This window comes from Bacillus cereus group sp. MYBK108-1 (assembly GCF_051917185.1).
Taxonomy (GTDB): domain Bacteria; phylum Bacillota; class Bacilli; order Bacillales; family Bacillaceae_G; genus Bacillus_A; species Bacillus_A cereus.
The window spans coordinates 15,258-34,491 of the sequence record NZ_JBQAHZ010000039.1; the positions used below are offsets into that span (position 1 = coordinate 15,258).

A 19,234-nucleotide genomic window follows, 5' to 3' on the forward strand; every position below is an offset into this window, starting at 1 on the left:
TTTTCCACTCCCAATCTGGACAACCTTTTCTCTTCATTATATATAAGAAAGTTTGCAATGATTGTCTGACTGCGGAGAGATAAAAAACTTTTTCTGTCGAAAAAACTCATTTACATAGAAAAACCTCTCCATGCTGGAGAGATTTTTCTGAAATCATTAAAGCATTTCTTTTACTTTACGAACAACGTTCTCTACAGTAAATCCATACTCTTCCATAATCTTCTCACCAGGAGCAGAAGCACCGAATGTATCGATACCTAACACATCTCCTTCAAGACCTACGTAACGGTGCCATCCGAATGTAGCACCCATTTCAATTGCGAAACGTTTTGTTACTGCTTTTGGTAATACAGATTCTTTGTACTCTGCAGTTTGAGCTTCGAAGCGATCCATAGATGGCATGCTGACAACAGCTGCGTCAACGCCGTCTACTGCTAATGCTTTTTGAGCTTCAACAGCTAGGCTTACTTCAGATCCAGTTGCAAGTAAGATTACATCAGCCGTTTCTTTCTTGCTTGCCGAAACTACATATGCACCTTTTGCTACTTTTTCATACGTATCTTCTTTTGCACCTTCTAATGTTGGAAGGTCTTGACGAGTTAATACTAAAGCAGTTGGTTTGTTTGTAGATTCTAAAGCTAGTCTCCAAGCTGCAACAGATTCGTTACCATCAGCAGGACGGATAACAGAAACATTTGGCATTGCACGAAGCGCTGCTAATTGCTCGATTGGTTCATGCGTTGGACCATCTTCACCAACAGCGATACTGTCATGTGTGAATACATACGTTACTGGCAATTGCATTAATGCTGCAAGGCGAATTGCTGGGCGTAAGTAATCAGAGAATACGAAGAACGTACCACCGTAAGTTTTTAAACCGCCATGTAGTGCAATACCGTTCATTGCTGCACCCATTGCGAACTCACGTACACCGTACCAAATGTTTTTACCGCTGTAATCATCTCTTGTAAAGTCTTTTTCGTTATTCATGTATGTCTTGTTAGAACCAGCAAGGTCAGCAGATCCACCGAAGAATGATGGTACAGACTCTGCAATTGCATTAATTACAGCACCAGAAGAATTACGAGTTGCTGCTTTTGATCCTAATTCATAAGTTGGTAAGTTTTGCTCCCAACCTTCTGGAAGTTGACCGTTCATTGCTGCTTGGAATTCGTTTGCTAATTCTGGGTATGCTTGCGCATATTCACCTAGCATCGTGTTCCACTCAGCTTGCGCAGTTTCACCAACATCTTGTACTGTTTTACGGAAGTTGTCATATACTTCTTCTGCTACATGGAAGTCTTGCTCAGCAGTCCAAGCATATGCTTCTTTCGTTAATTTTGTTTCTTCTACACCAAGTGGAGAACCATGTGAAGCTGATTTTCCTGATTTGTTTGGAGAACCGAAACCAATTGTCGTTCTTACTTCAATTAGCGTTGGGCGTTTTTCGTCAGCTTTCGCTTCTTCAATTGCTTTCGCGATTGCTTCAATATCGTTTCCATCCTCAACACGGATTACTTGCCATCCGTATGCTTTGTAACGATCTTCTACACTTTCAGAGAATGAACGATTTAAATCGCCATCTAATGAAATATCGTTTGAATCGTAAAGCACAACAAGACGACCTAATTGTAAATGAGCAGCTAATGAAGATGCTTCAGCAGAAACGCCTTCCATTAAATCTCCATCACCACAAATAGCGTATGTATAATGATCTACTACATTATACGCATCACGGTTATATTTAGCAGCTAAATGTCTTTCTGCCATTGCCATACCTACAGCAGTTGCAATACCTTGTCCAAGTGGACCAGTCGTTGCATCTACACCAGCTGTATGACCATACTCAGGATGTCCTGGAGTTTTGCTTCCCCATTGACGGAAGTTCTTTAAGTCATCCATTGTTACATCATAACCAGATAGGTGAAGTAGGCTGTATAATAACATTGAACCATGACCTGCAGATAATACGAAACGATCACGGTTAAACCACGTTGGGTTATTTGGATTGTGTTTCATAAATTGAGTCCATAATGTATAAGCCATTGGTGCTGCACCCATTGGCATTCCTGGGTGACCAGAGTTTGCTTTTTCAATCGCATCGATGGATAATGTGCGAATCGTGTTGATAGAAAGTTGTTCGATTGAATGTGACATGCTATTCTTCCCTTCGCTTATATTAGTAAACGTTTTATACATTTATATGATAGCTTCCCACGCAAGATTATACAACATGTATCGACAAATATGTTGATGTTTTTTTGATTTTTTATAAAAAAATCAATGATTCCGGGAATGTATGGGTATTCAATATGACATACTTTTTCATTATTTTTATTTTAAAAAGAAAGAGAATTATCTGTATATTTATACAAATTTCTTCTATACTTACGTTTTTAAAAATATAAAAAGCATCTAACTTCGATGCTTTTCAAATAAGTTAAACAATCCGTTTGCGAATCGAACTTGAAATCAAATCAATTATAATTACCATTAAAATAATACCCAATAAAATAATCCCAACACGAGACCAATTCCGTGAACTCAGCGCAAAAATTAAAGGTGTACCAATCCCTCCTGCTCCGATAACCCCTAAAATCGCAGCGGATCGTACATTAATTTCAAATCTGTATAACGTATACGATAGAAAGTCTGGTAACACTTGCGGTAACACCGCATACCAAAGTATTTGAAAACGATTTGCTCCTGTTGCTAGTAACGCTTCCGTCGGTCCTTTATCTATGTTTTCAATTCCTTCTGAATATAGTTTTCCTAACATTCCAATAGAATGCAATCCTAAGGCTAATACTCCTGCAAAAGAGCCTGGACCAACAGCTTTTATAAATAAAAGAGCCATAACTAATTCAGGAAACGTACGAACAAAACTAAGTACAAATTTCCCAAATCCTGAAGTTAATTTTCCACTACTCATATTCGTTGCCGCCCAAAAAGCAAACGGAACAGATAAAAATGCAGAAATAAATGTACCTAATATCGCAATTGCCAACGTATCAATTAATCCATGTAATAAATCTTCACCATCTGGCAAAGATACATACGACCAGTCTGGAGTCAATATCCCTGTCATAATTGCTTTTGTAATTTCTCCCGCCGTTTCCTTTATTCCCTCTAGCGGTACTCCTGAAAAAGCCCATATATAAACAAATGTAAGTGCTATAAAAATAAACGAGCGATACACACTCGGTTTCTTCGGTTTTGGTACGATTATCGTCGTTTTACTCATTATAATTTCTCCCGCAACAATGTACTTACATAATCAATTACCAATACAACAACAAGAGTATAGATGATAATAGATGCAGTTTGTTGATATTGTAAAAATCCAAGTGTACGATCATAATATAGTCCAATACCACCTGCTCCTACTAAACCTAGGACAGCCGCTGCCCGTACATTCACCTCAAATGTATATAGTACATAGGAAACAAAGTGTGCTTTTACTTGTGGAATGACTCCATAAACAATCCATTGCACCTTATTAGCCCCTACAGCTGTCATCGCTTCTAGTGGGCCAGGGTCAATTGATTCAATTGATTCATACAACAATTTCGCCACGAGCCCAATTGAGAAAAAAGTAAGAGCTAAAATACCCGGAAGTGGTCCTATTCCAAAAATAGCTACGAAAATTGCCGCTAATAATAAATCTGGTATCGTTCGAATAAAATTTAAAATCAATCGAGCTGGACTGTATAAAAATGTACTAGTAAACACATTACTTGCCGCAAACAGTGCAAGTGGAATAGCTAAAATCGCTCCTAAAGTCGTCCCAATAATCGCCATACGTATTGTATCTAACATTGCTGTTGTAATAACTTGAAAATAACTCCAATCTGGCGGCACCATTTCTTTTAACAAATCCATTATATTAGGAAAACCAACTACTAGCTTTGAAAATGATGCGTCGACCTGTATACTACTTCCCCACAACAGTAAAATGAATAGAATAAACGTTAACATATGTTTTAACTTACTCGGCGGCTTCGGTATCGACTTCGAATATATCGTCACATCATTCATTTAGCTGCCACCTCTAACAATTCACTTTTCTGTGCTACGTCACCATAAATTTCAGCAAACTTTTCATCCGTTGCTGCTTCTACTAAACCATCAAAAACAATTTCGCCTGCATGTAATCCAATAATACGCGTCGCATATTGCCTAGCTAAAGCAATAGAATGTAAGTTTACAATTGTTGTAATTCCAAAATCTTCATTAATTTTCTTTAAATCATCTAATACTTGCTTTGTTGTTAACGGATCTAACGACGCAACAGGTTCATCTGCCAATATGATTTTTGCTTCTTGCGCCAATGCTCTAGCTATCGATACACGTTGTTGTTGTCCTCCTGATAATTCATCAGCACGTGCATATGCTTTTTCTAAAATATTCACTCTTTTTAACGCTTGAAATGCGAGCTCCACATCCTCTTTCGGAAACAAACCTAACGTTGTACGCAATGTCGAATGATATCCAACACGGCCAGCTAATACATTCTTCAATACTGTTGATCGCTTTACAAGGTTAAAACTTTGAAAGATCATACCAATATCCCGGCGCATACGTCGTAAATCTTTTCCTTTTGCAGCAGTAATAGACTCACATTCAATCATGATTTCGCCTTCTGTAATCTCATGAAGACGATTTACCGATTTTAGAAGTGTAGACTTTCCAGCTCCGGACAGCCCTACCATTACAACAAACTCACCTTTTTGAATTTTCAAGTTTATATTATTCAATCCTTTTGTACCATTTGGATACACTTTGGAGACATTTCGAAATTCTATCACACATCTTACCTACCTTCTATGTATTCAAAACGGCAAACTAACTGAAAACATTCCCTTTCAGCTAGCTGCCATTTCCATATGTATTATTGCGTTTTTACTTTCTTCCCATATTCACGAACGATGTCAAATTTACTATCATCAGATTTAACATATCCTTCATGTGAATATACTTCTTTAATGATTTTGTGACCTTCCTCATTTTTTCCAATTTCAATGAAAGCATCCTGTAATTTCTTGCTCCACTCTTCATCTAAATCAGAACGTACCGAAATCGTATCGTTTGGAATTTCCTCCGTAAATTTCACTATTTTTGTTTGCTCGAATATATTCGGATAATCTTTTTTTACAATATTACGAGCATCTTGGAATACAACAGCTGCATCTACGTCACCATTTAAAAGAGCAATAAGCGACTGATCGTGACCTTTTAATGTAACAGGTTTCACATCTTTTAACGGATCAATTCCCTCTTTTAATAGAACAGCTGCAGGCCATACATACCCTGCTGATGATGTTACGTCTTGATAACCAATCTTTTTACCTTTTAAATCTTTTACACTATTTATATTAGAGTCTTTTTTAACAACAAACTCAGATTTATAATAATCTACTAAATCTTTTGTAGGAGCTCCTGTTTCATCCTCTACTCCAAAACGTTGTGCTTGTAAAATTACATTTGCAGCCTTCTTTTCATGTGCTAATACGTACGCTGTTGGCGGTAAAAATCCTACATCTACTTGTTTAGATGCCATCGCTTCTACAATTGTATTGTAGTTCGTTGAAATACTAACTTTTACTGGAATATTTAACTTATCACTTAATAGCTTCTCAAGCGGTTTTGCCTTCGCCTCTAACGTATCTGCATTTTGAGAAGGAACAAATTGAACATTTAAAGTCTTCGGTACATACCCTTTTTTCGTATCTTCATTTTTACTTGCACTTGATTCCTTCGTTCCACAGCCACTTAATAATCCCGCTGCTAGTACAACTGTTGTGCTCATTGCAAAAACTTTTTTCAACATATTAATGCCTCCATTTTTCATTGTTATAAAATAACCTTTCATAAACATGAAGAAATATATCACATATTTTTACAAATAATTGATTATTTACAGAATCTTTACACATTCTATACACTCACATTAAAATTCTCTTCACATATTTGATATGATGAATTGGAAGATAACAATAGAAAAGGTGAGTCATATTGGAACAAAATCAAACTGTAACTTTAAACATCTTATTAACAAGCGATATACATGGCACTGTTTATCCTATTCACTACCAAGATAACTCCCCAGCAGAACTTGGTTTAGCTAAAATTTCTACTCTTATAAAAAAAGAACGTTCCCAAAATACAAACGTTCTTTTAATTGATAATGGCGACTTTATTCAAGGAACACCATTTACTTATCATTATGTTACATACGAAAAAAACAAAAAAAACCCAATGTCCTTATTAGCAAATTACTTACAGTATGACGCTGCAATTATCGGCAATCATGAGTTTAATTACGGGATGGGTATATTAAATAACGCTGTGACTACTGCGAACTTCCCGTACCTATCAGCAAACATTTTAGATAAAAACATAAAGAAACCTTATTTCGGAAAACCTTATATAATCAAACAGATTGAATCCAATATAAAAATTGCTATTTTAGGGGTGACAACGCACTACATTACCAATTGGGAACAACCCCATCACATTAAAGACTTACAATTTGAAGATGCATTAGAAACAACGAAAAAGTGGGTTTCTTACATTCGCAAACATGAGAAACCAGATTTACTAGTCGTAGCGTATCACGGGGGAGTTGAACGAGATTTACAAACCGGGGTACCGACTGAAGTTTTAACAGGAGAAAACCAAGGATATGCAATGTGCCATGAAATTGACGACATAGATATTTTATTAACAGGCCACCAACACCGGGAAATTGCTCACACAATGGCTAACGGTGTAACAATTTTACAGACCGGATGTAATGGAAACTCAGTTGGAAAAGTAAAAATAACATTCGAAAAAACAAAACATAAATGGGTTAAAAAAGAGAGTTCTTCTGAATTATTATCTGTACAAGGAGTTGAGGCTGACCAAGATGTACTTTCATTGGTAGCCGATTACGAAGAGAAAACACAAAAGTGGCTTGATCAACCTATTGGAATCATTCAGGGGGATATGCAAATTTCAGATGCTATGCAAACTCGTTTGCATGATCATCCTTTTATCGAATTCATAAATAAAATACAGATGGATATAGCTAATGTATTAATTTCTTGTACAAGTTTGTTCCATAATACATCTCCAGGTTTCCCGGAACATGTAACAATGCGTGACATCGTTTCTAATTATATTTATCCAAACACATTAAAAGTAATTAGAATAACTGGAGCGGATATAAAAAATGCTCTTGAACTCTCTGCTTCTTATTTCACATTAAAAACAGATGGATCCATCACCGTAAGTCCTACCTACATAGAACCAAAGCCACAACATTATAATTATGATATGTGGGAAGGGATTTCATACGTATTAAACATTTCAAAACCAATTGGTGAAAGAGTAGAATCTTTACAGCATAACAGTGCTCCTCTTAATATGAATGAAGAATATGACGTTGTAATGAATAATTATCGTGCAAGTGGCGGGGGAAATTTCTTTATGTTTCAAAACAAACCGGTAGTAAAAGATATACCCACAGATATGTCTGAACTTATCGCTAATTATATATTGGAACATAAAACGATAGAAGCAACAGTTAATAACAACTGGAAAGTTATTAAATAACGATTTTTACATATAAAAAAGATGGGCTTCGCCCATCTTTTAATTTAATTTTGCATTATCTTGCTTTTTTAAAGCTTTTAATTTCGTCGGTGTAACATCTGTACCTTCTTCGTTAACAACTTTAATACCTTTAAGTTCGTTTAACATATTTTGACGAAATCCTTTTAAATATTGTTCACGTAGCGATTGACGCTCACGTTGCTCTTCTTCAGTTAAACCTTCAGCTTTTGCTTTTTTCGCTAAGAAGTTAATGCGTTCAACGAGTTCGTGATTAATCATCTCGAATCCCCCTTCTAATCAAAACTGATTATTATCATACAATAGTTACTCTTCTTTATCAAGCAATTGCTTCGTATACTCTACATATCTACGATGTACAGTCGCCTTTGAAACATTATGACCAAATCCACGTAATGTTGCTGCAATTTCTTCAAACGTGAGTTCACTTTTTCGCAAACGTACAATTTCCTCAATTGGCACTTCTTTTTTCTCTCTTCCTACACTTAAATGACGATTTTTTAAATTTTTTTCTGGACGATAACCTTTTTCTACTGCACGTTGCATACCTCGTTTAATTTTCAAATTATGAATCTTTCTTTGATATTCTTCAACAATACCAATAATATCTAATACCATTGAATCAGAATCCGACAATTGTAATTCACCATTATGTGTATGCGTATATACTTTTATGCCTTCTTTATGTAAACAATGCATTAACGCGATCTTCGCATTTCCTCTACCAAGACGCGTTTCATCTTGTATAAGTAACACATCAATTTGTTCGTCTCGAATTGTATCCAACACCTCTAATATACCGTCACGTTCAATTGTATATCCACTAGCCTGCTCTTCAATCACCTTAGTAACATTCATTTGATAGCGCTCAGCTAAATGCAATAATTCATCTTTTTGACGTAATAATGATGTTTCTTGCGCTTCTTTCGTTGTACTCACACGTGCATAAATAATTGCATTCATTTTGAACCCCCTCTTTCTCCCTATTATTTCCCTATAGTGTAACATAAATCCGCCATTTGTTCGAACTTATGTTTGTAGAATGTTTTTTCACATGTTATACTTATTAATAAGAAAAATGAAAGAAAACGAGGTGTTAGAAAACATGGAAAAGTTAACGAAACGCCAGCAAGACATTCTCGACTTTATTAAGCTAAAAGTACAAGAAAAAGGATATCCACCTTCCGTACGTGAAATTGGTCAAGCAGTCGGCCTCGCTTCTAGTTCTACAGTGCACGGACATTTATCACGATTAGAAGAAAAAGGATACATTCGACGCGATCCAACAAAACCACGTGCCATTGAAATTTTAGGTGAAGACCGAATGGATACGGAAACACAATCTGTTATTCAAGTTCCAATTGTCGGAAAAGTCACTGCTGGTTTACCAATTACAGCGGTCGAAAGCGTAGAAGAACATTTCCCACTTCCAGCTAGTATTGTTGCTGGAGCAGACCAAGTGTTCATGTTACGTATTTCTGGAGATAGTATGATTGAAGCTGGTATTTTCGATGGAGATTTAGTTGTTGTTCGCCAACAGCAGTCTGCATATAATGGTGAAATTGTAGTCGCTTTAACAGAGGATAACGAAGCAACAGTTAAACGTTTCTATAAAGAAAAAGACCATTTCCGTCTACAACCAGAAAACTCTTCATTAGAACCTATCATTTTAAAACAAGTGTCAGTTATCGGGAAAGTAATTGGCGTATATCGTGATTTACATTAAAAATAACAAAAAGAAGATAATTACCTTATTTATATACGGTAATTATCTTCTTTTTGTATTTTGATAGATTTCCATGCATTCTATTTCTTATTAACGAGTTTCGATCGTCACATCTCCCGCAGCCGTTTTACCGCTAATCTTTTTACTACCATTTCCAATTGTTACATTTTTATTTTCTTCATTAAAAATTGTTACATCTCCAGCAGCACTTTGCCCAGTAATTACCGCATCTTGTGGTTTTTCCGATAAAGTAATATCTATATCTCCCGCAGTTGAACTTGCTTCTAGATTATACTTAGAATCATGATCTTGAATATTTATTTCCCCACTTGTTGTTTTTGCGGTCACTCTCCCTAATACCTTCTTAAAGTTCACCTCACCAGCTTTTGTCGATCCCTCCACATTCTTAGCCGTTACTTGTTTCAACTCTACTTCTCCAGCAAGTGTTCTAACACTTACGCTATCACTTTTCACATCACTCATTTCGATTTGTCCAGCAGATGAATTTACTTTTATATCTTGGTAAGAGCGTTCGGGCACAAGGAGAGTCAATTTAGACGTTTGAAACCTAAAATTGTAAAAAGAAAAATCAAATGAAGCACCTTTTTCTCTTTCCCCAATAATTTTTAATGTGTCACCATCTTCTGCGATACGAATCTCTTGTTTACGTACATCTCCCGATTGCTTTACATAAAAAGAAGAGTCAGGAGATTTTTGGACAATAATATCCCCGGCATCTAACTTAACTTCTATATTTTTTAATGTTTCGTTTTTAATTACATTTTCTTTATCGCCTTTTTCAGCAGTTTGTACTGCTTTTTCATATGTTTGGGAAATTCCTATTACTCCAATAATGATACAAGCGATAGCGATTAAAAATAGTTTTTTCATCATTTACTCTCCTTTTATCATTTTGAAGTTCCATATTACATATCGTACACACAATCTCTTAAACCACTTTGTACTATAAAAAGCGATAATACATAACAATAAACCTACCCCAACAAACGTTATACTAACGAAAAGATCCAACCATATAAAAGTACCCATAAATACTTTTCCAATAACGAAAAATGGTGTTACTACACTAGCAATACCACCGATCCAAAAAGAAAATATAAAAGCAATAATTGCGACTAACGGGCCTAACACAATAATAAAATTAAACAAACTAAGTCCAATTGCTGCCATAACAGCTCTTGTCACATTTGAAGTCGATGGATTTTTTTTCATTTCATCGAAGCGATACATCGCAAGTAATTCTTTCGCGATTACTTTCGGAGAACCAAGGCCCTGTATTATTTCCGATTCAGTTTTCCCCTCTTCTAGTCCAAACTGAAAGTGCTCTTCATAATCCAATAAAATATCTTGCCTCTCTTCCTCTGGTAACTTTCTAAGATAACTTGATAATTCTTTAAGAAACCCTTCTTTACTCATCCCATTCCACCCCTTCAATAATTTCTTGTACCCCTTTCGCAAAATCACGCCATTCTGTTACTAACAAATGAAATTGCGTCTCCCCTTGCTCTGTTAATTGATAATATTTACGAGGTGGCCCTTCCGTAGATTCCTTTAAATACGTTTGAAAATACCCTTCTTTCGTCAAACGACGTAATAAAGGGTATACTGACCCTTCCGATATTAAAAATTTATTAGAAATTTGCTGAACAAGTTCATAACCGTAACTATCTTTACGTTTTACAAGTGCTAATACACAAAGTTCAAGCACACCTTTTTTAAACTGAACGTTCAAGTGCCATCCTCCTTTCCTATCTTAGTACTGTTCAATACACGGTACCTGTTTTATCCATAATATACCACTTAGTATTATTTATTGCAAGGTACTAAACTATATTTATTCCCTAAATTTAGAAAATGAACTAACAAAATCCTGAATAAGACTATGTTATAACTAAGCAGCATTCAAAGTTTCATTTCATTTACATTAATATTAGACTTCATTCACTCTTTCCTCTTGAAAAATCCACCACAACCTTATTCACTATAGCTAATGAGAAAAAGCCCCAATACTTATCGGTATTAGGGCTTTTTCTCATTAGCTATATATGAATCGAATTCCTATTTGAGAACCTGCATATGCGACAAATACTTTAATACCATATTTTATTTCTCATCCCCGTTTCCCAAGATTTTTCGCTTAACATCTGATAAATCCTTCGACAACGAACTAAATGCTTTTGCTTGTTCTTCAATGACCTGTTGATTTTTTTCAATAACTTTTTGATATTGTTCTTCGCGCTGTTCATTCTTTTTTTGCGTAGTAAACAGCATCCATACAAATAAAGCTGCGAATGCTCCTTGTTGAATCATTGAATTGAAGATTTGTTCTTCCATCGTTCTCATCTCCTTTTCAAAAATTAAAGAGAATCATACGAGTGATCCTACTCTCATATCCTTATCTCACATTAAAATGTTCTTCTTTTACCCATGTGTTTTGTCCAATGTCAATATAACCATCTTTTCTTGCAAAAATTCCATATGGATAAGATCCATCTACGTTTCCTTTATACTTTCCATTCGGACCATCATATGTGTTAATACCATAACCTGCTGGATATTTTGAGTAAGCATGGAACCACTCTACTTCAAAATGTTCTTCTTTCGCCCACGCTTCCCAACCTAGGCACAACATTTTTTCATTCCCACCATACCAAGCAGCGTCTATAATTAAATATGGCATTTTTGTATTAATGACATTACCTGTGAACCAAGCATCTTTTCCAGGGCCACTATATAAATTGATACCCGATCCTTCTGGGTATTTAGACGTTGCAATTCCTAGTCCTTTTGGTTGTAGTGGTTTATTATTATCTTTGTTAAATGCTTTGTTTATCTTCTCAATGAATTGATCCACTCTTCCTTCATCGAGCATTCGATGTGGGCAATGCTTTCCACTCCACGATTTATGTGTACGTACATTACTAATCGGTATATTGAATTGTTTCATTAACTGAGCAATAACAATTGCTGCATTATCCTCCGCCTTGTAATATCTATCTCCACCGCTTAAAGAGTAACAAATTTCAACCCCGATAGATTTACGATTACCATTCCCGTTACCATCACCAGCATGCCAAGCATTACGATCAAACGGAATACCTTGCACTGCTTCTTTGTCGTCTACTGCAACATGAAACGACACTGAATTATTATTTCCAATCATATACGATATCTCATTTTCTGCTGATGCATCATTGTACGTATTATGTACTGTAATGAATTCTGGTGTCATTGTATTGGGACACTTTATACCATATTTACTTGGATCCACTAATTTTCTTCTAATTTCCATTACTGAACATCTCCTTTTTTTTTTATTTTTTATCATGTAAAATTCCATTGAATTATTAAGTCCATCTAGAAATTAAATGCTCATACATGCCGCATTTTATATAATGAGTTATAATCCTCATATTCAAAAAGGAAAAAGAGCAACCTTTTACATCAGTTGCTCTTTCAAAACTTCCACTCTATATTCCGCCCAGCATTTTACAGATATTACTCTCATCTCAAGAGGTATGATAACAAGTTTTTTCATTCTACTTAATACGTGCAGATTTAAAGATATTATCTTACATTAAAATGCTCTTCTTGTACCCATGTATTTTGTCCAATATCGATATAACCATCTTTTCTCGCAAAAACGCCATATGGATAAGATCCATCTACATTTCCTTTATAATTTCCATTTGGACCATCATATGTGTTAATACCATAACCTGCTGGATATTTTGAATAAGCATGAAACCACTCTACTTCAAAGTGCTCTTCTTTCGCCCATGCTTCCCAACCTAGGCACAACATTTTTTCATTTCCACCATACCAAGCAGCGTCTATAATTAAATATGGCATTTTTGTATTAATGACATGACCTGTGAACCAAGCATCTTTTCCAGGGCCACTATATAAATTGATACCCGATCCTTCTGGATATTTAGACGTTGCAATTCCTAGTCCTTTTGGTTGTAGTGGTTTATTAGAAGGATCAGTTGTACCACCACCGTCTCCTTTTCCTAAGTAATCTAATGGATTCACAGCATTACTCTTATTAACGTTCCAAGACCCTTTATGCAATTCAAAATGCAAGTGTTGACCACTAGAATCCCCTGTGTTCCCCATAATCCCAATAGTTTGTCCTTGTGTAACAGAATCACCTTCTTTTACTGTTCGAGAACCACTACGCATATGGGCATATACCGTTTCCCATGTAATCCCATCAATAGTGTGCACAATCATAATACATTCACCATAACTGGATGAAACATAAGAACGACTAACTCGTCCGCTAGCCGCTGCATAAATTGGATGATAGCCCGATTCAGCAAGGTCTATCCCATGATGATCTGGTCTGCTCCCCCTAAAACCACTTGTTACTCTCGTTGTATCTGTTGGATAAATAAATTTTGCCATAATAATCTTCCTTTCTATTTATAAGTAATATAAAAAGGCACTTAAAGAAGCACCTTTTATAAGATTTTTTCTTAATGTTTAAATTTAATATTTATAATCAAAGAAAAAGAGAACCTTTGTTATTACCTTACATTAAAATGTTCTTCTTTTACCCATGTATTTTGTCCAATATCAATATAACCATCTTTTCTCGCAAAAACGCCATATGGATAAGATCCATCTACATTTCCTTTATAATTTCCATTTGGACCATCATATGTGTTAATACCATAACCTGCTGGATATTTTGAATAAGCATGGAACCACTCTACTTCAAAGTGCTCTTCTTTCGCCCATGCTTCCCAACCTAGGCACAACATTTTTTCATTCCCACCATACCAAGCAGCATCTATAATTAAATATGGCATTTTTGTATTAATGACATTACCTGTGAACCAAGCATCTTTTCCAGGGCCACTATATAAATTGATACCCGATCCTTCTGGGTATTTAGACGTTGCAATTCCTAGTCCTTTTGGTTGTAATGGCTTATTATCACCGCCACCATTTCCTCCATCAAAATCCACATATTGCTTAACAATTTCAGAGTAGAAGAAATTCCCTCCATTTTTATATCGATAGCCACCATTGTAGGCAACAGCAATAGGGTTACTATATTTCACCATAGCACCGGTCGTATTTCCAAGTGATGGCGCAACAACCGTTTTAGAATACAGATCTGCCACCGGTAATGAATGCTGTTTATTGTTAGATGCTAACCAGCGAAGGTAAGCTCGTCCAAAATTATATGATTGAACAATGGCACTTAAATCTGTAATGCCATTTTTCTTCGCATCATCAAAAGCACCCTTTAAATGCTTCACTCCGTAATAAATTGAATCTTTCGGGTTTTTAATTGTATTCATTGCCCACCCTTGTGATTCACTGGATTGCATAATATCAGGTGTCGTTTCAGAATTCCCTCCACTTTCCACCATAATAATTCCAAGCACGTAAGGAACTAACTCAGGTACACCTTGTGCAGAACATTCGCTTTCTACCATTGATTGCCAACGTAACACCTGTTGTGGCAAATTCTTTGTTTTGACTGAAGCAGCTAATAAACTCATCATTAAACATCTCCTTATTTTTCTATTATTTTCGCCTGTAAAACTACTACTTTACTAAATATAACTAGAAGCTAAAGACCTATTAATCCATCAAATCACTTCATATTACTCACCTTCTTTCACACCAAAAAGAGCAACCATAAAAATAGTTGCCCTTTCGTCGAAATCTTATATTACTACTATAAATCACTTTTTCAATACTTTCTGTACACTGCATGTATCCTACAAAAAGGTAACACTAAAATCCATCTAAAAACTTGACAATCTTCCTTATTTCAGCATGTTTTCGGCGTATATAGCCTGTACTATAATGTAATTCAAACGCAATTTGCTCTAAAGTCATTCCATCAACATATTTCATTTTAAGTATTTGATGATCCAGTCCTGTAAACTTATTAATCAAAAGCTTTAAATCATACTCCTCATTCATTTTATGAGCTAATTCATATTCAATTGCTTCAATCCGTCCTTCTACCTTAGCCCCTTCCGATTCAGCGGTTAATCGTACATTTTGCAAATCACCGCTAATCCAACGCTTCAATTCGGCTTTTGATTTATCTAAGTTGTATTCTAAATAAGCAATTTCTTCTTCTAACTTCTTATAATCTTTGAGCCATTCGAACACTTACTGATTCACCCACTTCCGTTCTTTTTACAAAGTCTCTTAATACTAATTTAATAGCATGAATATGCTTATTAGCCTTTTCAATCTTTATTGCTTGTAAATCATCTAGCATTTTTTCTTATGACCTATATTTATTTAACACTTCTTGTAATCTCTCACGCTCTTCATCAGTAGACTGCACGGTTTTTCTTTCCTCTTCTAGATTTGTTGATTCATCATCTTTATATAACCAATCGGGTACAATCTCTTTTCTATTTGAATACTTCCTACCTGTCCCGTTATATTTCTTTTTCTTGCTCATTTCGAAACGTCTATCTAGTATAGCCACATCAACTAATGTTTTAACTTCTTGCTCCTTCCAATTCCTCAATATAGCCTTAATGTAGTTCCATCTTGGCGCATTCTCATCAACAGCTTTATTAATTGCATGCTGAATTAACTCCCCACTAAACAAATTACAAAAGCTCCCCAACTCTGCAATTGCAATTTCACTTAACGGAATGCCCATCCCCTTAATAAAGTTACAACTTACTTTAACCCTCTCATTGATGAATACACGAGATTCTAATTTATCCATATCATCATAATCATTATTATTTCGTTTATTAGTATTTAGTCTATTAGTATTTAGTCTATTAGTATTTAGTAGTTTCTGATTTTCCTCATATGGCTTTACCACATCTTGGTTTTCCATTTGTGGCATGTCCCTTTGTGGCGTTTCGTAAATTTCCGTATCCCACCTTGTAATTTTTTTCGTATTCCCATCACGAACAGGATAACGTTTTACATAACCTAATTCTTTTAATTCCTTAAAACCTGTACGGAGCGAATCTTCTCCATCCTTAGCATGTCGAGCTAATTCACTAATATGAAAAGTCCAATCGTCTGGTAATGTAAGCGCATAGGCTAAGATTCCTTTCGCTTTCCATGACAACCTTTCATCTTTTAAACCAGTATTATTTATAACGGAATAATTACTATCTTTTTTCACTCGAATAATCCCCATACTAGCCACCTCATAAATTCTCAAAAACGGTATTCAATGTTATACTTATCTAGAGATATTTTTTCTTATAGAATCCGCTGCAACGGATTCTTTTCTTATGCATTCATTCAAAACAATCATGCTATCCATATCTATTTTCTTCTAAACCTCTCTTATTCCTCAAGTTCAACATCCACTTGAATTTCGATATTCATTGGAATTTCTTGTGTTATACGAATCACATTTTGACTCATTCCTTTTTGAATAAGCTTTCTAACCTGCTCTTTTGCATCTTCTTTTGTTTTAAATTCACTGACAGTTGGTAACCCTGCTAAACTGCTAGTAATTACTAAAATCTTTCTTTGCATGTTCTTTCCTCCTACTGAATGTCTGCCATATTTATTTGTGAGTTTTTAACTGTAATTTCTTCATTTAAAACAGTTGGAATTGAATATTCTTCATTAATCATTTGTATTGCTCTATCCAAATGATAACGTTTAATAGCTTTATAACTATTCACACCAAATTCCCGATGTAACTGACTATAAATATCTCTATATAACTTCCTTCTAAGGCCGATATCCTGATAAGAATTTGAATTTTTACCTCCCAATAACATAACACCTAACCTTTTTACAGCCCTTGTTATCTCTTCACACTCGATAGCATAAAGCGGCGTATTTTCTCGCAAACCCTTCACCTCAGACTTTATCTCTTGTATCTCCTGAGTATGTCCTTCTAACGCAGCAAATGTTAACTTTAAAACCCCCATTGGGTCCTTTGGCACATTTTGTTGATTTTGTATATATTGCTTCATTCGTTTGAACTCTTTCATAAATTTAATTTTCATTCCAACCGCTTCTCTACTGGTATATCCCATAACAAGTAACGTGAATGCTTCTTCTGTTAAATCATATTTAGGGATTCGCCTATTCTTTGAATTAAAATAAGTGGACTCGTGAAAATTTTCTCCTCCAAACTCTTCACCTACATATACAATTTGTTTTCGAACTTCCTTCAAAACGTCGAAGTGATTTTTTTGAATATCTTCGCAATTACCAAACTATCCGTTACTACTTTGCCATTAACTTCAAATACTAATGAACTATGTACTGATGAGTCAATTAATTGCCCCATCCTCATCTCCTCCTCACTACTAATTTTGGACTATCTTTATTGCATTGAGATAATTTCGCACTACGCATAATTCTTTACTTTCTTTTTACAAATTAACTAGTTATCAGAATTTAAATTAAATACTTTGATATGAACCCTCTTATTAAATCATCATTCAATAATTTGATTATAGGGTTACATTTTAAGTAAATTTCCTCCGATTTCAATTCGCTTCATTTTCTTCAAATTCAAAAAGATATTCCAAACTATGTTCTGGAAAAAAAGTTTTCTTAATTTCAAAAGCTTCATCATAATAAAAACGAAATTTACCATTTATTTTGTCGCTCACTGTTGCGTGGCGAAGTTTCAGATGCGAAGAAATTTGTGTAATCATAATTCTTTTTCTCGCCATCTCTGCACGCAAATTCGGATACATTTACTCACCACCTGTTTTTTGTACGATATTGCGTTCATTTCCATTTAAATATAAACTCAATTTCGTATTTAGTCAACAAAAAAACGTATTTAAATACTCAATTTCGTATGTTTTTCTATTTACTAACAATTTTAGTTAGGTTATGATATATACAGAAATACGCAATATCGTATACATTTTAATAAGAAAGATGGTGAAAGTAATGAAAAAAGCAGAGGTTGTAACACGCTTAATAAAAGAAGCTGGCTATAGTAAAAGAGCCTTCGCCGAAAAAATAGGTCTCCCCCCCACAACACTGCAATCCATGTTATCAAGAGGGATTGGTAAAGCATCTGTTGATAATGTCATAAAAGTTTGTAAGGGATTAGGAATCACTACTGATGATTTAGAAAGACTCGCAACTCAAGAGGACAATACTGTTAAAGAAGAAGTTTCTATTTATGAAACCATCCAAAACGATCAATCAAATATTATTTACATTCCTATCATTGGTTCTGTAGCAGCCGGTACACCAATACTCGCTGAAGAAAATATCGAAGGCTATTTACCCATGCTAAGTACATTTTTAAACAAGCGTAAAAAGTATTTTTATCTTACTGTAAAAGGCACTAGCATGAATCTCGAATTCCCTGATGGTTCTTATGTTTTAGTCGAGGAAACTCCTTATGTTGAAAACGGACAAATTGCTGTTGTAAAAGTCAATGGTTATGATGCTACCGTGAAAAAGATTTCAAAATCCGGAAGCATCATTACTTTAATACCATTGAGTAATGACCCTATCCACGAACCAAAAACTTACGACCTTTCAGCTGAAGATGTAAAAATAATTGGTCGCGTTGTACAGGCAGTAAAGAATTATTAAGTTATAGCACAAGTGATTTAAAAAAAGATAAAATCAATTCTTTTGAAAAGATTTTCTTAGTAACATGATTCAAAATAACCAAAAACAATCCATTATCTAGTAGTTAACATATCCAATAACTTCACTAAAAAAGCCCTGATACCGTAGTATCAAGGCTTTTTCATTTCACAAATTATATAAAACTTACATTTATCTGATAATGTTTTTCTATGATATCACTACTTGTTATTAATTATTGGCTTTTATGTGGCTGTTTTTCATTTTGCAACCACATAAAATTGTAATAATAGGGAATTAAAAAAACCTTGATACGAGTTGTATCAAGGG

At 34.9% G+C, this 19,234-nt stretch carries 21 protein-coding genes and 1 pseudogene; 3 read left to right on the plus strand and 19 right to left on the minus strand.

The features are described 5' to 3' along the window. Nucleotides 1-156 precede the first annotated feature (156 nt). From tkt to ACTFSL_RS29185, 5 genes are all read right to left on the minus strand, one after another. Nucleotides 157-2,157 (minus strand): transketolase, encoded by a 2,001-nt coding sequence (tkt, locus tag ACTFSL_RS29165; RefSeq protein WP_000019769.1) that lies wholly within the window; start codon nt 2,155-2,157, stop codon nt 157-159. Between the two features lie 283 nt (nt 2,158-2,440). Further along, entirely contained in the window at nt 2,441-3,244 is an 804-nt protein-coding gene (gene phnE, locus ACTFSL_RS29170; protein ID WP_000047897.1) for a phosphonate ABC transporter, permease protein PhnE, read from the minus strand. Continuing rightward, nucleotides 3,244-4,038: a phosphonate ABC transporter, permease protein PhnE gene (phnE, locus tag ACTFSL_RS29175; protein ID WP_001000763.1), complete on the minus strand. Its 795-nt coding sequence runs from the start codon at nt 4,036-4,038 to the stop codon at nt 3,244-3,246. Before phnE (ACTFSL_RS29175) ends, phnE (ACTFSL_RS29170) begins: the two co-directional genes overlap by 1 nt. Next, nucleotides 4,035-4,808, minus strand: coding sequence for a phosphonate ABC transporter ATP-binding protein (gene phnC / locus ACTFSL_RS29180; protein WP_000569244.1), 774 nt, complete (start codon nt 4,806-4,808; stop codon nt 4,035-4,037). Before phnC ends, phnE (ACTFSL_RS29175) begins: the two co-directional genes overlap by 4 nt. Before the next feature lie 83 nt (nt 4,809-4,891). Continuing rightward, on the minus strand, nt 4,892-5,830 hold the full coding sequence (locus tag ACTFSL_RS29185; protein ID WP_088338322.1) for a phosphate/phosphite/phosphonate ABC transporter substrate-binding protein: 939 nt from the start codon (nt 5,828-5,830) through the stop codon (nt 4,892-4,894). Between the two features lie 185 nt (nt 5,831-6,015). On the opposite strand from ACTFSL_RS29185, the gene ACTFSL_RS29190 reads away from it, so the two are divergent. Then, a complete protein-coding gene (locus ACTFSL_RS29190) occupies nt 6,016-7,599 on the plus strand; it encodes a bifunctional metallophosphatase/5'-nucleotidase (RefSeq protein ID WP_088338323.1) in 1,584 nt (527 codons plus the stop codon). A gap of 39 nt (nt 7,600-7,638) precedes the next feature. Here ACTFSL_RS29190 and ACTFSL_RS29195 read toward each other — a convergent pair whose 3' ends face one another. Beyond that, nucleotides 7,639-7,878, minus strand: a complete 240-nt coding sequence (locus ACTFSL_RS29195; protein WP_000607015.1) for a DUF896 domain-containing protein — start codon at nt 7,876-7,878, stop codon at nt 7,639-7,641. A gap of 45 nt (nt 7,879-7,923) precedes the next feature. Further along, nucleotides 7,924-8,580 carry a YneB family resolvase-like protein gene (locus ACTFSL_RS29200; protein WP_000991469.1) on the minus strand — a complete coding sequence of 219 codons (657 nt, stop codon included), beginning with the start codon at nt 8,578-8,580 and terminating at the stop codon, nt 7,924-7,926. 142 nt (nt 8,581-8,722) lie between these two features. On the opposite strand from ACTFSL_RS29200, the gene lexA reads away from it, so the two are divergent. Then, nucleotides 8,723-9,343: a transcriptional repressor LexA gene (gene lexA, locus ACTFSL_RS29205; protein ID WP_000413738.1), complete on the plus strand. Its 621-nt coding sequence runs from the start codon at nt 8,723-8,725 to the stop codon at nt 9,341-9,343. A 90-nt stretch (nt 9,344-9,433) separates the two neighbouring features. Here the strand turns inward: lexA and ACTFSL_RS29210 are convergent, their stop codons facing one another. The 12 genes and pseudogenes from ACTFSL_RS29210 to ACTFSL_RS29265 form a co-directional block, all read right to left on the minus strand. Continuing rightward, nucleotides 9,434-10,237, minus strand: a complete 804-nt coding sequence (locus ACTFSL_RS29210) for a DUF4097 family beta strand repeat-containing protein (protein ID WP_440042832.1) — start codon at nt 10,235-10,237, stop codon at nt 9,434-9,436. Further along, nucleotides 10,238-10,780 carry a DUF1700 domain-containing protein gene (locus ACTFSL_RS29215; RefSeq protein ID WP_000031383.1) on the minus strand — a complete coding sequence of 181 codons (543 nt, stop codon included), beginning with the start codon at nt 10,778-10,780 and terminating at the stop codon, nt 10,238-10,240. Further along, nucleotides 10,773-11,096, minus strand: coding sequence for a PadR family transcriptional regulator (locus ACTFSL_RS29220; protein ID WP_001102628.1), 324 nt, complete (start codon nt 11,094-11,096; stop codon nt 10,773-10,775). The genes ACTFSL_RS29215 and ACTFSL_RS29220 overlap by 8 nt, the downstream gene beginning before the upstream one ends. 371 nt (nt 11,097-11,467) lie before the next feature. Then, nucleotides 11,468-11,698, minus strand: coding sequence for a BhlA/UviB family holin-like peptide (locus tag ACTFSL_RS29225; protein ID WP_000392445.1), 231 nt, complete (start codon nt 11,696-11,698; stop codon nt 11,468-11,470). Between the two features lie 61 nt (nt 11,699-11,759). Then, on the minus strand, nt 11,760-12,656 hold the full coding sequence (locus ACTFSL_RS29230; protein WP_416809855.1) for a peptidoglycan recognition protein family protein: 897 nt from the start codon (nt 12,654-12,656) through the stop codon (nt 11,760-11,762). A 275-nt stretch (nt 12,657-12,931) separates the two neighbouring features. Further along, nucleotides 12,932-13,774 carry a M23 family metallopeptidase gene (locus ACTFSL_RS29235; RefSeq protein WP_063537087.1) on the minus strand — a complete coding sequence of 281 codons (843 nt, stop codon included), beginning with the start codon at nt 13,772-13,774 and terminating at the stop codon, nt 12,932-12,934. 122 nt (nt 13,775-13,896) lie between these two features. After that, on the minus strand, nt 13,897-14,883 hold the full coding sequence (locus tag ACTFSL_RS29240; protein ID WP_440042836.1) for a lysozyme family protein: 987 nt from the start codon (nt 14,881-14,883) through the stop codon (nt 13,897-13,899). A gap of 238 nt (nt 14,884-15,121) precedes the next feature. Next, nucleotides 15,122-15,508: a DUF1492 domain-containing protein gene (locus tag ACTFSL_RS29245; protein ID WP_000464425.1), complete on the minus strand. Its 387-nt coding sequence runs from the start codon at nt 15,506-15,508 to the stop codon at nt 15,122-15,124. Nucleotides 15,509-15,626: 118 nt separating this feature from the next. After that, nucleotides 15,627-16,514: a DnaD domain protein gene (locus ACTFSL_RS29250; RefSeq protein ID WP_438882495.1), complete on the minus strand. Its 888-nt coding sequence runs from the start codon at nt 16,512-16,514 to the stop codon at nt 15,627-15,629. A gap of 152 nt (nt 16,515-16,666) precedes the next feature. Beyond that, nucleotides 16,667-16,861, minus strand: a complete 195-nt coding sequence (locus tag ACTFSL_RS29255) for a hypothetical protein (RefSeq protein WP_001189065.1) — start codon at nt 16,859-16,861, stop codon at nt 16,667-16,669. An 11-nt stretch (nt 16,862-16,872) separates the two neighbouring features. Further along, nucleotides 16,873-17,630: pseudogene (locus tag ACTFSL_RS29260) on the minus strand (ORF6C domain-containing protein). A 202-nt stretch (nt 17,631-17,832) separates the two neighbouring features. After that, nucleotides 17,833-18,045 carry a hypothetical protein gene (locus ACTFSL_RS29265; RefSeq protein ID WP_000283431.1) on the minus strand — a complete coding sequence of 71 codons (213 nt, stop codon included), beginning with the start codon at nt 18,043-18,045 and terminating at the stop codon, nt 17,833-17,835. A 202-nt stretch (nt 18,046-18,247) separates the two neighbouring features. Here ACTFSL_RS29265 and ACTFSL_RS29270 point away from each other — a divergent pair, with 202 nt between their 5' ends. Continuing rightward, a complete protein-coding gene (locus ACTFSL_RS29270) occupies nt 18,248-18,907 on the plus strand; it encodes a LexA family protein (RefSeq protein WP_011110319.1) in 660 nt (219 codons plus the stop codon). Nucleotides 18,908-19,234: the final 327 nt, after the last annotated feature.

Bases quoted from the DNA above. Each gene is read 5' to 3' on its own strand.
- ACTFSL_RS29265 (WP_000283431.1), bottom strand. From the start codon at position 18,045: ATGTATCCGAATTTGCGTGCAGAGATGGCGAGAAAAAGAATTATGATT.
- phnE (WP_001000763.1), bottom strand. From the start codon at position 4,038: ATGAATGATGTGACGATATATTCGAAGTCGATACCGAAGCCGCCGAGT.
- ACTFSL_RS29225 (WP_000392445.1), bottom strand. From the start codon at position 11,698: ATGGAAGAACAAATCTTCAATTCAATGATTCAACAAGGAGCATTCGCA.
- ACTFSL_RS29250 (WP_438882495.1), bottom strand. From the start codon at position 16,514: ATGGGGATTATTCGAGTGAAAAAAGATAGTAATTATTCCGTTATAAAT.
- ACTFSL_RS29270 (WP_011110319.1), top strand. From the start codon at position 18,248: ATGAAAAAAGCAGAGGTTGTAACACGCTTAATAAAAGAAGCTGGCTAT.
- ACTFSL_RS29215 (WP_000031383.1), bottom strand. From the start codon at position 10,780: ATGAGTAAAGAAGGGTTTCTTAAAGAATTATCAAGTTATCTTAGAAAG.
- ACTFSL_RS29255 (WP_001189065.1), bottom strand. From the start codon at position 16,861: ATGCAAAGAAAGATTTTAGTAATTACTAGCAGTTTAGCAGGGTTACCA.
- tkt (WP_000019769.1), bottom strand. From the start codon at position 2,157: ATGTCACATTCAATCGAACAACTTTCTATCAACACGATTCGCACATTA.
- ACTFSL_RS29200 (WP_000991469.1), bottom strand. From the start codon at position 8,580: ATGAATGCAATTATTTATGCACGTGTGAGTACAACGAAAGAAGCGCAA.
- ACTFSL_RS29230 (WP_416809855.1), bottom strand. From the start codon at position 12,656: ATGGAAATTAGAAGAAAATTAGTGGATCCAAGTAAATATGGTATAAAG.
- lexA (WP_000413738.1), top strand. From the start codon at position 8,723: ATGGAAAAGTTAACGAAACGCCAGCAAGACATTCTCGACTTTATTAAG.
- phnE (WP_000047897.1), bottom strand. From the start codon at position 3,244: ATGAGTAAAACGACGATAATCGTACCAAAACCGAAGAAACCGAGTGTG.
- ACTFSL_RS29235 (WP_063537087.1), bottom strand. From the start codon at position 13,774: ATGGCAAAATTTATTTATCCAACAGATACAACGAGAGTAACAAGTGGT.
- ACTFSL_RS29195 (WP_000607015.1), bottom strand. From the start codon at position 7,878: ATGATTAATCACGAACTCGTTGAACGCATTAACTTCTTAGCGAAAAAA.
- ACTFSL_RS29185 (WP_088338322.1), bottom strand. From the start codon at position 5,830: ATGTTGAAAAAAGTTTTTGCAATGAGCACAACAGTTGTACTAGCAGCG.
- ACTFSL_RS29210 (WP_440042832.1), bottom strand. From the start codon at position 10,237: ATGATGAAAAAACTATTTTTAATCGCTATCGCTTGTATCATTATTGGA.
- ACTFSL_RS29240 (WP_440042836.1), bottom strand. From the start codon at position 14,883: ATGAGTTTATTAGCTGCTTCAGTCAAAACAAAGAATTTGCCACAACAG.